13 protein-coding genes are annotated in these 12,773 nt (G+C 39.8%); 6 read left to right on the top strand and 7 right to left on the bottom strand.

What is annotated here, in order from left to right:
- The first annotated feature begins 45 nt into the window (after window positions 1-45).
- Genes IMO47_RS10015 through IMO47_RS10005 form a run of 3 tightly spaced genes read left to right on the top strand, consistent with a single transcriptional unit; the run spans window position 46 to window position 1,764 of the window.
- Window positions 46-600 carry a YqgE/AlgH family protein gene (locus IMO47_RS10015; RefSeq protein WP_196077030.1) on the top strand — a complete coding sequence of 185 codons (555 nt, stop codon included), beginning with the start codon at window positions 46-48 and terminating at the stop codon, window positions 598-600.
- On the top strand, window positions 593-1,036 hold the full coding sequence (gene ruvX, locus IMO47_RS10010; protein ID WP_196077029.1) for a Holliday junction resolvase RuvX: 444 nt from the start codon (window positions 593-595) through the stop codon (window positions 1,034-1,036). Before IMO47_RS10015 ends, ruvX begins: the two co-directional genes overlap by 8 nt.
- A gap of 14 nt (window positions 1,037-1,050) precedes the next feature.
- On the top strand, window positions 1,051-1,764 hold the full coding sequence (locus IMO47_RS10005) for an SDR family oxidoreductase (RefSeq protein ID WP_196077028.1): 714 nt from the start codon (window positions 1,051-1,053) through the stop codon (window positions 1,762-1,764).
- Window positions 1,765-1,817: 53 nt separating this feature from the next.
- Here IMO47_RS10005 and IMO47_RS10000 read toward each other — a convergent pair whose 3' ends face one another.
- From IMO47_RS10000 to IMO47_RS09990, 3 genes are all read right to left on the bottom strand, one after another.
- Entirely contained in the window at window positions 1,818-2,828 is a 1,011-nt protein-coding gene (locus IMO47_RS10000) for an HlyD family secretion protein (protein ID WP_196077027.1), read from the bottom strand.
- Window positions 2,829-2,895: 67 nt separating this feature from the next.
- Entirely contained in the window at window positions 2,896-3,102 is a 207-nt protein-coding gene (locus IMO47_RS09995; protein ID WP_196077026.1) for a DUF1656 domain-containing protein, read from the bottom strand.
- 2 nt (window positions 3,103-3,104) lie between these two features.
- Complete coding sequence (locus IMO47_RS09990; RefSeq protein WP_196077025.1) at window positions 3,105-5,189, bottom strand: FUSC family protein; 2,085 nt, start codon at window positions 5,187-5,189, stop codon at window positions 3,105-3,107.
- Between the two features lie 487 nt (window positions 5,190-5,676).
- Here IMO47_RS09990 and IMO47_RS09985 point away from each other — a divergent pair, with 487 nt between their 5' ends.
- Window positions 5,677-6,480, top strand: a complete 804-nt coding sequence (locus tag IMO47_RS09985) for an IclR family transcriptional regulator C-terminal domain-containing protein (protein ID WP_196077024.1) — start codon at window positions 5,677-5,679, stop codon at window positions 6,478-6,480.
- 312 nt (window positions 6,481-6,792) lie between these two features.
- Complete coding sequence (locus IMO47_RS09980; protein ID WP_196077023.1) at window positions 6,793-7,491, top strand: NAD(P)H-dependent oxidoreductase; 699 nt, start codon at window positions 6,793-6,795, stop codon at window positions 7,489-7,491.
- Window positions 7,492-7,540: 49 nt separating this feature from the next.
- On the opposite strand, the gene IMO47_RS09975 is transcribed toward IMO47_RS09980, so the two are convergent.
- On the bottom strand, window positions 7,541-8,167 hold the full coding sequence (locus IMO47_RS09975) for an alpha-ketoglutarate-dependent dioxygenase AlkB (RefSeq protein ID WP_196077022.1): 627 nt from the start codon (window positions 8,165-8,167) through the stop codon (window positions 7,541-7,543).
- Between the two features lie 127 nt (window positions 8,168-8,294).
- On the opposite strand from IMO47_RS09975, the gene IMO47_RS09970 reads away from it, so the two are divergent.
- On the top strand, window positions 8,295-10,097 hold the full coding sequence (locus IMO47_RS09970) for an ABC transporter ATP-binding protein (RefSeq protein ID WP_196077021.1): 1,803 nt from the start codon (window positions 8,295-8,297) through the stop codon (window positions 10,095-10,097).
- Window positions 10,098-10,338: 241 nt separating this feature from the next.
- Here IMO47_RS09970 and IMO47_RS09965 read toward each other — a convergent pair whose 3' ends face one another.
- The 3 genes from IMO47_RS09965 to IMO47_RS09955 are packed head-to-tail and all read right to left on the bottom strand — an operon-like array spanning window position 10,339 to window position 12,762.
- The gene (locus IMO47_RS09965) at window positions 10,339-10,590 is read right to left on the bottom strand and encodes a DUF6587 family protein (RefSeq protein WP_196077020.1); all 252 of its coding nucleotides are present in this window, start codon (window positions 10,588-10,590) and stop codon (window positions 10,339-10,341) included.
- A 43-nt stretch (window positions 10,591-10,633) separates the two neighbouring features.
- Window positions 10,634-12,496: a ferrous iron transport protein B gene (feoB, locus tag IMO47_RS09960; RefSeq protein WP_196077019.1), complete on the bottom strand. Its 1,863-nt coding sequence runs from the start codon at window positions 12,494-12,496 to the stop codon at window positions 10,634-10,636.
- The gene (locus IMO47_RS09955; RefSeq protein WP_196077035.1) at window positions 12,493-12,762 is read right to left on the bottom strand and encodes a FeoA family protein; all 270 of its coding nucleotides are present in this window, start codon (window positions 12,760-12,762) and stop codon (window positions 12,493-12,495) included. Before IMO47_RS09955 ends, feoB begins: the two co-directional genes overlap by 4 nt.
- Window positions 12,763-12,773 lie beyond the last annotated feature (11 nt).

The following is a 12,773-nucleotide window of genomic DNA, read 5'->3' as shown; positions in this document are numbered from 1 at the left end:
TAAAAACTAAAATATTAAACTCAAGTCCAAAGGAGCTGCATATTGGTGACCAAACAATATCTTTCTCATCGTTGCCTGATCGCGCCTCCTGATCTTGCGGATGATTTCTTTGCGAATACCGTAATTTACATTGCCCGTCATGATGGAGATGGTGCACAAGGCATTATTATCAATCGCCCTTCCGGCATACAAGTCAAAGAGCTACTTAATGATTTAGACATTGCAGCAGATAATGTTCACCCACATGAAGTTTTACAAGGGGGACCTTTACGTCCTGAAGCAGGTTTTGTGCTTCATACAGGACAACCCACCTGGCATTCATCAATTGCAGTGGGTGAGAATCTTTGTATTACCACCAGCAAAGATATTTTAGATGCGATTGCTCATAATGAAGGAGTGGGGCGCTATCAGATCGCTTTAGGCTATGCGAGTTGGACTAAAAATCAATTGGAAGAAGAAATTGCTCGTGGTGACTGGCTGATTTGTGACTCAGATATGGATCTGGTATTTAATTTACCTTATACCGACCGTTGGGATGCCGCTTATCGTAAAATCGGTATTGATCGTACTTGGTTATCTTCTGAGATTGGACATGCCTGATTTAAATTCACCACAACTCATTATTGCATTTGATTTTGGTACACAAAAAATGGGAATGGCGGTGGGTTCGTCTCTCATTGAAAGTGCAACACCGCTTGCACTTTTTCCAATGAAAGATGGCATCCCCAATTGGGATGAGCTGTTAAAAATTGTTAAACAACACCAACCGAATTTATTCTTGGTCGGTTTACCACTCAATATGGATGATTCAGAATCTGAATTATCAACCCGAGCACGTAAATTTGCACGGCGCTTACGCCATCAAACCAATATTGAAACGCTTATGGTCGATGAACGTTTAACCACTCGTGAAGCACGAGATGAACTTGAACATTATCAGGCTCAGGGGCGAGCGAAGAAATTAGCCGCTGACAGTATCGCAGCGGCATTATTTATCGAAAGCTGGTACCGAAATCCTGAAGGGATTACACCTTAATCTGAGTAGTCAAAATGTCAAAAACCTTTGTAATGTATGGTGTCAGTAAAGGCTTGGGACAAGCCCTTTTACACGCAATTCCACAAATGCATGATCAGGTTTTTGGAATTTCTCGTTCAAAACCTGAATCAGCGCTGCCAAATTTCCATTGGATTTGTGCTGATCTTGCGCAACCTGAACAAGCAAGAGACACAGTAAAAAATCAAATCCAGCATCAAATGGTCGATTATCTGATTTACAATGTCGGTATATGGGAAGAAAAAGCATTTGATATGGACTATGCGTTTGAACAATGTTCAGATTTAGAAATTTCGAATTTAATTCAGACCAATATTCAGTCCTGTATTTTGGCGATTCAATCCTTACTAGAAAACTTACGCCTTTCTGCAAATGCCAAAATCATCCTGATTGGTTCCACGTGGGGGCTAGACAACCACAATGGAAATGAAGTGGTGTTTTCTGCCACCAAATTCGCTCTAAGAGGGATTGTGCAGGCATTACGCCAAACCTTACGCAAAGATCAAATTGGGATTAGCATCTTAAACTTGGGTTATTTGGCTACTGAGTTTGATATCCGTACCCCGGTAGATGAAGTGATTCTACAGAGTGGTGCCCAACTTATTCCTTTGCAAGATGTCGTTCTTGCTATCCAATTTATATTATCCACCAGTAAAGCAAGTTGTGTAAAAGAAATCGACATGCCTGCTATGGCAGACTTAAACGTATAAAAAAACCCATCATCGGATGGGTCTGAAATTTAAGGCTGAATGACTGGAATGGATTATTTTTTGTCTTTTTCCAAAATATGTACAGTCACTGTACGCCCTGCAACAAACGCCAATGAATCATGTGGCACATCATCTAAAACAATTTTAACAGGAACACGCTGCGCTAAACGCACCCAACTGAAGGTTGGATTCACATTGGCCAACAAACCTGAAGACGTGGTGCGCTCACGGTCTTCAATTCCTGATGCAATGCCTTGTACATGACCTTTATATTTCACTGAATCTCCCATCAGTTGTACAGTGACAGGATCATTCAAATGAATTTTATTGAGCTTGGTTTCTTCAAAATAACCCACTACATACAACTGTTTGCGATCTAACAAAGCCGCAACAGCTTGCCCGACTTTCACATAATTTCCAACGCGTAAATCAAAGTTGGATAATGTTCCATCCGCAGGCGCCAATACCTCTGAACGTTGTAGATTCAGCTGTGCCAGATGGACACTGCTATTGGCAGCTTCAATCAAGGCTTTCTGCTGCTTAATATTGGCTTCCGCCTGTTGTACAGCAGCCTCTCGTTGCTGGTGTTCAGCATGGGTTTGATCTCGTGTTGCAAACATTTGATCTTGTTCTTGTTTAGAAATTGCCCCATCCATCAAATCTGAATATCGGCGTGCATTTTTATCTGCAAGATTAATGTTGGCTTTTGACTTCACGATATTGGCTTTTGCTTCTGCAAGTGCAGCTTCAGCTTCAGCCAGTCCAGATTGTGCTTTGGCGAGATCGGACTTGGCTTGCTCAACATCCAAAGCTTGACGGGCCACATCAATTTTAAAAAGCACCTGCCCCTTTTTTACCGTTTGGTTATCTTGCACCATAACCTCTGTCACCAATCCAGCAATATCGGACGATACTTGAATGACATCTCCACGAATACGACCATCTCGCGTCCATGGTTCAGCATTGTAATAATTCCAAATATGCCGTACGCAAAGTAGCGCAACAATGACCACAATCGCTAAGGATATTGGGCGTATTGCTTTGCGTATATCAAAGGTCTTCATTTCACACATCCAATCATTAAACTTAAATTTTTTTCAACCTTAAATTTTTAAAACCACCAACCCACCACTAAGTGGTGACTTGAATAAAAATCCAGTGTATTGACCACAATAAAATCATATAGATACAAATATTAAAAATGCCTGGTAATGCAATCCATTCTTTTTCAACCAAGCGATCTGTACCAATACAGACAATTTTCCAAATCAAAAAAGCCACCACAGCTTGGATTAAAAATATTGGGACATAAACACCATAGATATTTAGCTCACCCATATTTATGCTCCAAGTAAAACGCGGGAAGGCTGTCGCTCAGCCTGTTGAATATGACACATACTGCTTCGAATATTATTCACTGAAATTTCAATACGATGTCGAATGTCTTCATCACCAACGGCTTGAACATCCTCAATCACTTGATTAAATTGTTCGATCAATTGCTGTTTTAAATGATCGATGGGTTGACTATGCTTCTTTTCAGTCCACCACTGTTCAAGCAAATCCTGTAATTTAGCAATCGATTTTGTGCTTGCTGATTCCGGAGAAAGTTTTTGAAGCAGCTCTTGTAAACGCGTTAAATCAATTGCCGCACTTGATTCAATCAATGCATTATTGATTTCTACTTTGAGTTGTTCTGACTGGATCTGCTTGGTATTCAAAACACCAATACGGTCGAGAATACTTCTCAAATGGATTCTGAACCCTGTACCATAAGGCATGGTGATACTTTCATGCATTGCTTTATAGTGTAAGGTCAACATACGTTTTACGGTCATTTCAGGTGACATCGAACGGACCATCTGCATGACACAGACCGAAATAATCGGTCCAATCACTGTCGCAATTGAAGCATCGAAAAAAGTGACTTGGTCCATCATATAGCGGTTTTGTAAATTCAGTCCCATGACGGTACTCATAATCAGCGGCAAACCCAGTGCATGTAAAGGCGGATGCAAATACAACATCACGCAAAACATAATGAAAGGCGCCAATACAATTGCCAATTCCCAAAAAGCGGTAACATGTGGAAAAATGCCATAGGCATAAATAAACACCAGAAATGCAGCATAAACACTGGCACGAATAAAAATTTTTAATGCAGGCACTGGATCATCTAAAAATGTCAGAATACAGGCTGTAATTGCCGCCATCTCGGCCAACATGAAGCCCATTTTCCAACCGCTTAAAATCCAGAATGTACAGGCAAGTAAAGTGCTGAGAAATGCGGAAATTCCACCTCGAACAGCAACACCGTAATCACGATGCAGACTTGGATAGGTTGTGGTTAATGGTGTAATGGATTCCGGTAAGGTATTGTCTCCTCTCTGCATGCATTGCCAAATCAGTTTCACCGCACGGACATTTTGAATAAAATGGCGAATATCCATTTTCAAACTGCCCAGAATAATGTGTTGTTCTGGAGATGCATGGTCAACAATGGCTTGAAAATCAGATTCAAAATGTTCAGGTAAATGTTTGAGCTCATGTTCAAGAATGACGCGGTCATTGTCCAAAAAGACATCTACATTATGATGGAACTTTTGCAAATATGGACGGTAGTTCAGATCAATCTGATCAAGCTGTTTCATTCTTTCAGACATTGCTACCAAATTTGCTACCAACATCGTCACCTGATGTAATAACTCCTGTAATGGCTTGGTCATGCCCTTAAACTTTGACGTTTCATAACTTAAATGCACGGCCATGGTGTGAATATCAGTGGTATCACGTGTGATATTTGCCAGAAGCTGAGTATAATTTTCAGAATGTTGAGCATCTGACAGGATGGAGTCAAATGCCTGTTTGGTGTCTTGCATGGTTTTAGACACGCGCATTTGAATAACCGGTCCAATATGCATGGGGAAAATTGTTGCCGAGACAACCGCGCTGCACACGACACCCAAAGAAATTTCTAAGAATCGTCCCACCGCCATATCAAAAATTGAAACCGTATCAATATAAAAAATTGAGTTAAAACAAATGATAACTGCGGTATAACCTGCCAACATCACCACATAACTGCGCGGTGAGCGATCAATCAAAGATAAATAAAGACATACCCCTACCCAACTTGCCAATACAAAAGTAAATAACCATGGCGTATTGACTAAATGCGGCATCACTGCGATTGCAAAAATCGCTCCAAACAAGGTTCCTAGAATCCGATAAATACTTTTAGATGCCAACATGCCCGAATACGGATTGGCAATCACAAACACCGTACCAATCGCCCAGATGGGATAACTGAGGTTTAATTCAAACGCAATATAGAGCGCTAGCATACCTGCGATAAATGTTTTAGCCGCAAAAATCCAATCCAGTTTATTGGGTCTAAAAGCCAATAGTGGTTTGATTAGTAACATGCCTGCGACTCACAGTGATTGAATGGTATTGGTTTCTCAGCTGTACGATTTATCTTTTATTCACGACCAAAAAAACGCACTGCTTAACCATTTAAACAGTGTGATGAATAAAAACTGAATAGAGGAACAAATTAGGATTTTGCTCAGTACAACCATTGAGTAGAGAACGACTCAATTGACAATGTAAATTTATGCACAAAATTTAAACTATTTTTCATAGATAAATTTCGTCATTAGATATTCACAGAACAATTTTTTCAAAAAACCAAAACCAAGTCAATAAAAATATCTTATTTTGATAATCAATTATAATATAGTGTAAATCATTACCTAAATGAGGTACTTTTTCTCAAAATTAGCATTAAAGTAAAAAATCTAGAATCATTTGCAATTACATTGCAAATTCGGCTGTTTTTTCTTGAACAATTTGTTATAAAGTAACATTAATTTTTTATTTTTTGATTCTCACTTATTGAGTAGGTCATCAATGGCACTTTCAAGTTTTGGCAAAATTCTCACCGTCTTAGATTTATTTTCGGTGTCTCGCCCAGTAATTAATGTCGATGTGATTTGTGAAGAGCTTGGTCTGTCGAAACCGACCAGCTATCGTTATTTGAAAGAATTAGTGTCGGCTGATATTTTGCAACGTTTAAATGGGACTTCAGGTGACTATACGCTGGGTCCTAAAATTGCAGTCATGGATTATATTTCTAGAACCACAGATCCATTGGTACGTATCAGTAAGCCGTTTATGCAGGAAATCTCAGAGCGTACTGAATTGTGTTGCCTATTGACGCATCTGAACGATGACTACTGTATCGATGTTCATCATGAGGTCTACCGTGATGAAACGTTATTATCCTATGGACGTGGATGTCCTCGCCCAGTATTTATGGGTTCATCCCCTAAAGTCATCATTGCCCATTTACCCAAGCAAAAAATTTATGATTACTACAATCGTTTTGCAGCTCAACTGGCAGAGGTCAACTTTGCTGAAAATGCTGAAACCTTTATCAATAAGATGAAAAAAATCAAAAAACAAGGCTTCTATTTTTCACAAGGCGAGCTTGATCCAAATGTTTCAGGTCTGTCTATTCCCGTTAAATTCTCAAGCAAAGAAGCACCTTTAGCGCTGACTGTACTTGCTTCTAAAAATCGTTTTGAATACGTCAATACTCAAAAACTGATTGAAACCTTACAAGATTCAGCAGCACAAATCGAAAAACGTTACCAAGCACTGTCTGCCAATGATCAACTTTCTGCCTTTCATCCACAAGAAGGGATAAATTGATAATTTAACATTTTGTAATGTTTTTCTCTCTTGATAATGTTTTTACATTCTCATAATATGATTATGTTCTTCAGTAATCCATGATATTTTGGTATTGTTTTTTAGAAAACAATTCCTCCTCAGAGTAAGAAAGCCTATGCCCTTAAACATAGGCTTTTTTTATGCTGAGTATTGTCTCATCGATCTTATGTACGAAATGTTTTGATTTACCTAGATGACCTAAAAAAAATAATTCAGGTAATTGGCGAACCCTATTTATTTAGAAATAATCAAAGTATCCAACAATAAAATCATCATTTTTCAAGGACTGTCATGAATATTCTTATCGTTCACGCCCACCCTGAACCACTTTCATTTACTACAGCACTCAAAAATCAGGCTGTTGATGTCCTGCACAACTTGGGACATCATGTAGAAGTCTCTGATTTATATGCAATGAACTTTAATCCTGTTGCCTCTCAAGCAGACTTTAATAGCCGAAGCAATCAAGAATATTTGAATTATGCCTTGGAGCAACGTCATGCATCGAAAACCCATGCTCTCGCACAAGATATTCAAGTTGAAATTGAAAAAGTTCAAAAAGCAGATTTATTAATTTTCAGTTTCCCCATGTATTGGACCTCTGTACCCGCTATTTTAAAGGGATGGATTGATCGAGTCTTTGTTTCGGGTATTTTTTACGGTGGTAAACGTTTTTATAATCATGGTGGCATGTTAGGTAAGAAAGCCATGCTCAGTTTTACTCTCGGCGGTCGTGACCATATGTTCGGACAAGGCGCAATTCATGGCTCTATTGAAGATTTGCTGCTTCCTATTCAACGTGGCACACTGGCTTATGTGGGATTTGAAGTGTTACCTCCATTTATTGCCTATCATGTCCCCTATATCACCGATGAAGCTCGCCAACAGTTATTGGACGCATATCAACAACATTTACAAAATCTGGAACAGTTAGCAGCATTGGAGTTTCCAAAACTAGAACAATTTGATGACAAACTTTATCCACTTTGATCGCAGTCTGTTGAGAAAAAATAAAGCAATCAGCCAGAAAATACCGCTACTACAATTGGGTTGGATAGAAATAGCGGAAAGTCAAATTTACACGTGGCTCAATCACACGTGTAGATTTGGCCAACATATGTTTCCAATAACGTTGTGTTCTACCCTGCATCACAATCAACTGTCCACTTTGTAAGCGTAAATCGACCTTCTCAGCTTTCCATTTGTGTTTGAAACTGAACTTTCTCGTTGCCCCTAAGCTCAGCGAGGCAATCACAACATTTCTCTCTGGCGATTCCAAAGAAGGTTCATCATCACTGTGCCAGCCTACGCCTTGTGTACCATTTTCATATAAATTGGCAAGGCATGAATTATACGTATATCCAGTCAGCTGTTCGATATGTTGTTTGAGTCGGAATAAAGCAGGATTCCAAACATGAGCCTGTTTCGCCATACCTGAATAGTGATATTGATAATGATCATCGCCATACCACACCACTTGACGCTCAGTTTGATAATATTGCCCATGCAAATACACTTCGTCATGCTGCCAAGCCAGATGCTTCAAGAAATAAGCTAAATATTTTTGACTCTGCGCATGGTCTAAGATCAAGCCAAAATCCTTCACTTCCCCATCGCAAGGCAGTAAATTATCTTTCGCTTCAAGTTCAAACAGTTCCAGATTCATCGATAATCAATATTACTCATGTCCACTTAAAGTTTACTTTAGTGCTTCACAATTCAAAACACATGAAGGACTTGTGACAAAATTTATTCAGTTCTAGACTAAAAGCAAACCTAAAAAGCAAAAACTTATGAATTTATGGCAATTATTTCTAAAACTACGCCCCTTTGTACGTCCCTATCGCTGGCTCGTCATCGTGACCTTACTGTTAACACTGGTCGGCTCACTGACAGCACAGGTCAATGCACTTACTCTTAAATATGCCGTAGACAGTATCAATCAGCTGATTCAAGCAGGTCAGGGGCTGGCGGACGGATGGCATATCATTATCACCATTAGCCTTGTTTTATTGGGTAAGGAGATCATCAATGCCATTGTACAATTCGGGCAAAAGTCATTTGGTGAAAAACTGAGGATTTTAATTTCTCAAGACCTTTCGCAAGGAATTATTGAGAAATTCATTACCTATCGACTGGCTTTTTTCGATCAGCAGAATAATCAAGCCGGGAAATTGCAAACACGTATTGATCGTGGCGTAAGCTCACTGACACGTCTTGTACAAATCTTTTTTATTGATATTTTACCTCTATTTAGCAGTGCAATCATTGCCTTGGCTTTAATGTATTATGCTAATTTTTGGGTGGGTTTAGTTGCCACCATTATTGTTCCTATTTACTTTTGGTTGACCTTTAAACAGTCTCAGAAACTGTCGGGTAAACGGCGTGCATTGCGCGATAATTTTGAAAAAAAGAATCAAGGCATTCTCAGTATTATCAATTCAATTACAGTGATTAAATCCTTTAATAAAGAAAGTGTTGAGTCAACAAAACAACTGAATCTACAAAAGTCACTGACCGAAAATCAAATGCAAACCCGCCAAACCAGCTATCTTTTTGATGGTTTGAAAACTTTTATTGAACAAGTGGGTGTGGTTTTTATTATTATTTTAACAGCTTATTTTGTCTTAGATGGTCAAATGAGTATCGGCATGATCATGTACCATGTATTGCTATTTAATAATGTCTCTGCACCTATTCGTTCATTACATCGTATTTATGATGAAATTAACTCGGCAATGATTTACTCCGAAAGCTTCTTTAATATTTTAGAAGCAGACAATGAAATCGAAGCCAGTGGCACACTACGACCTAAAATTCATGGCAAATTTGAGCTTGAACGTGTCGATTTTACCTATCCCAATGGTCATCAGGCTTTGCATCATATCAATATGACTATCCAGCCCAATAAAATCACCGCATTGGTGGGCTTATCCGGTGCAGGAAAATCGACATTGATCAGTTTGTTAGATAAATTTTATCTTCCCAATGCAGGCTGTATCAAACTGGATGGAATTGATTTAGAAGAAATTGATACCCACTACCTACGTGAACATATTGGTTTGGTACTGCAAAAGAATCATATTTTCCAGGGTTCTATTTTAGAAAATATTCGTTATGGTAAGCCTCAAGCCAGCAATGAAGATGTCATTGAAGCTGCAAAAAAAGCATCAATTCATGAACAGATTTTAAAACTGCCGCATGCTTATGAAGCTGATGCCCTATTGTTGTCGGGTGGTCAGCAGCAACGCATTGCACTGGCGCGTATGTTTCTTAAAAACCCACCGATTATCTTCTTAGATGAACCTACAGCAAGTTTAGATGCTATCGCGGCTGAACAGATTAAACAGAGTCTGGACGAAATCAAACAAGGTCGAACAGTGATCATGATTTCACATAGTCTTTCGCAAATTATTGATGCTGACTACACCTATGTCATGAAGGATGGACAAATTGTAGAGCATGGCGAACATCATGAGCTTTACCATCAAGATGGTACTTATAAGGAAATTTTTGATGCCATGGCAAAAAGTTTGAATATTGAAAAAATTGCTCAAACTTTTGAAGATGATACTGAGGAAGAAACCCATAGCTAGCCGTAGTGATGAACTATTGTCCAGATCAGTTATTTCAACATTCAGTATTCGAGAGTGCCGTGATGACACAAGTTTAATTCTATCATTATCTTATACAGTTTTGAGCAATGACTTGATGGAATAGGTCAACCCTAGGCAGAACAAGATAACAGCAATAAAAAAGCCATTTTCAATTGAGAATGGCTTTTCAACACAATGCCGCGTGTAGTTTGCAGTAGTTCAAGAGAAAGTGCAGATCAAGTTATTTCCATTTTACTGCTTGAACTTCTGTTTTTTTAGCCGTATCGGGTTCATTGGTGCTGCAACCGCAACCACCGCCACAACCACTCACCATTGCTGGCTGAGTCCATTGGGCTAAACGCGACCAACCTCTTGCTCGAAAGAATTGAGCCAATTTAGAAAATACCGAATAGGCCGACTTAGGGAATACCTTCTTAAACACAAAGAGTGCACTCCAGATTACCAATACCGCAACAATCAATGATTCAATCATCTCGAACTCCTTTAACTCAAAGGTTTAAGGTTTTTCATTCACCTTATAGACCAAAATAGCGTGATGCAATTTGATAAGTCAGGAATGCCATCAGATAGGCCAGACCAAATAAATAAACAGTCATGCCTGCCACAGTTTTCCACGAACCTGTTTCACGTCTTACCGTTGCCAAGGTTGCCAAACAATGGGGTGCATAGATAAACCACACCAGTAATGATAAACCTGTGGCTACCGTCCAACTTAAATCACCTTGGCTGATCAAATGGGACAAACCTTGAGCAACTGCATCATCATTTGCTGCTGACAACGCATATACCGTACCCAATGCCGCAACCACAACTTCACGTGCAGCCATTGCTGGAATTAAGGCAATACAAATCTGCCAGTTAAAACCTAATGGCGCAAAGATCGGTTGCATGACATGTCCCAACATCCCTGCAAAAGAATAGTCAATTGCGGGTAAAGTTGCGCCTTCAGGTGGCTGAGGGAAAGTACATAAAAACCATAGCAAGATTGATAAAGCGAAGATAATTCCACCCACACGCTTTAAGAAAATCTTGGCACGGTCTAACAACCCAATCCAAACACTTTTAATATCCGGAATGCGATAACTTGGTAATTCCATCAATAACGCATGTTGGGATTTGTCTTTCTGGAAAAATTTCAGCACAGTTGCAACAATCAGTGCGCTGACAATACCTGCCATATACAGACCAAACAGCACCAAGCCTTGAAGGTTCAGGAATCCCCAAACCATTTTTTCCGGAATAAATGCTGCAATCAACAAGGCATATACAGGTAACCGTGCAGAACATGTCATCAGAGGTGCAACCAATATGGTCACCAAACGATCGCGCGGATCACTGATACTCCGTGTCGCCATAATACCGGGTACAGCACATGCAAAACTTGAGAGTAACGGAATAAAGGCTCGACCACTTAATCCCGCTTTAAACATCAGTTTATCCAACAGGAACGCAGCACGAGGTAGATAACCAGACTCTTCCAAGACCAAAATAAAGAAGAATAAAATCAGAATCTGTGGCAAAAACACCACCACACTGCCTGCGCCCGCAATCACACCGTCAACCACCAAACTATTCAGCAATGGCTGTGAAATAAATTGCCCCACCCATTCACCAAACCAGGCAAAGAATTCTTCAATTCCATCCATGAATGGTGCAGCCCAAGCAAACACGGCTTGGAACACGACAAACATCATGAGTGCAAGGCTGAGAAGCCCTAAAACAGGATGCAGGAAAATTTTATCAAGAAAGTCTGTTCGCTTATCTTCATGATCTACAAAAACCACCACATCCTTTAAGATTTGATCGATTTTTTCATGATTAGAACCTGAAAGCTTTACATCACTGAGTTCTGTACTTGGGGTACGGAATTTTTCATCTTCCAAAGCCGCCATCAGGTTTTCAATCCCTGTATTTCGCACAGCAACTGTTTCAACGACAGGAATACCTAAACGTTGTGATAGTTTCTGGGTATTGATTTGCATACCACGGCGACGCGCCTCATCCATCATGTTGAGTACAAGTAGGATCGGCTTGCCTTGCTCAATGACTTCAAGAACCAGACCCAAATGTAGTTTTAAATTGGTGGCATCTACCACACATAAAAACGCTTGTTGATCCTGCTCATCTGCAATTTTCCCCAAGACAACATCACGGGTAATGGCTTCATCGGGACTGGTAGCATCTAAGCTATACGTTCCAGGCAAATCCAGAACACGAACCGTGCGACCGGAAGGTAAATTGAACGCGCCGACTTTACGCTCGACGGTCACCCCTGCATAGTTGGCAACTTTCTGGCGTGTTCCAGTGAGGTGATTGAAAAGAGAAGTTTTACCGCAGTTAGGATTTCCCACTAAAGCAATACGTAAAGTTTCGCTCATGCGGAAGCTCCTTCTAATGCCTGTTGAATTTCAATTTTCTGCGCTTCCACTTTACGTAAAGCAAATCGAGTAAAACCAATTTGAATTAAAATAGGATCACCGCCAAAAATTCCTTTTGTGATCACTTGTACACGTGTGCCAGGCACAAAACCTAGTGTTTCCAAACGGCTTGCCACTAAATCTGGCTGATTGACATTATCTTCTGAGGTGCGACTGACCTTTGAGATAATGGCAGTTTGCTTTACTTTCAAGTCTGACAAACGCACTGCAATTAACC

The sequence above is a fragment of the Acinetobacter sp. Res13-Abat-PEC15-P4-01 genome (assembly GCF_015676285.1).
GTDB lineage: Bacteria > Pseudomonadota > Gammaproteobacteria > Pseudomonadales > Moraxellaceae > Acinetobacter > Acinetobacter nematophilus.
Note: the sequence above shows the minus strand (reverse complement) of the source record. Positions and strands in the feature narration are given on the sequence as shown.

What these genes read in the sequence shown, in the direction of transcription:
- IMO47_RS09985 (WP_196077024.1), top strand. Translation starts at nt 5,677, where the DNA reads ATGGCACTTTCAAGTTTTGGCAAAATTCTCACCGTCTTAGATTTATTT.
- IMO47_RS09975 (WP_196077022.1), bottom strand. Translation starts at nt 8,167, where the DNA reads ATGAATCTGGAACTGTTTGAACTTGAAGCGAAAGATAATTTACTGCCT.
- feoB (WP_196077019.1), bottom strand. Translation starts at nt 12,496, where the DNA reads ATGAGCGAAACTTTACGTATTGCTTTAGTGGGAAATCCTAACTGCGGT.
- IMO47_RS09970 (WP_196077021.1), top strand. Translation starts at nt 8,295, where the DNA reads ATGAATTTATGGCAATTATTTCTAAAACTACGCCCCTTTGTACGTCCC.
- IMO47_RS09980 (WP_196077023.1), top strand. Translation starts at nt 6,793, where the DNA reads ATGAATATTCTTATCGTTCACGCCCACCCTGAACCACTTTCATTTACT.
- ruvX (WP_196077029.1), top strand. Translation starts at nt 593, where the DNA reads ATGCCTGATTTAAATTCACCACAACTCATTATTGCATTTGATTTTGGT.
- IMO47_RS09990 (WP_196077025.1), bottom strand. Translation starts at nt 5,189, where the DNA reads ATGTTACTAATCAAACCACTATTGGCTTTTAGACCCAATAAACTGGAT.
- IMO47_RS10000 (WP_196077027.1), bottom strand. Translation starts at nt 2,828, where the DNA reads ATGAAGACCTTTGATATACGCAAAGCAATACGCCCAATATCCTTAGCG.
- IMO47_RS09965 (WP_196077020.1), bottom strand. Translation starts at nt 10,590, where the DNA reads ATGATTGAATCATTGATTGTTGCGGTATTGGTAATCTGGAGTGCACTC.
- IMO47_RS09995 (WP_196077026.1), bottom strand. Translation starts at nt 3,102, where the DNA reads ATGGGTGAGCTAAATATCTATGGTGTTTATGTCCCAATATTTTTAATC.
- IMO47_RS10005 (WP_196077028.1), top strand. Translation starts at nt 1,051, where the DNA reads ATGTCAAAAACCTTTGTAATGTATGGTGTCAGTAAAGGCTTGGGACAA.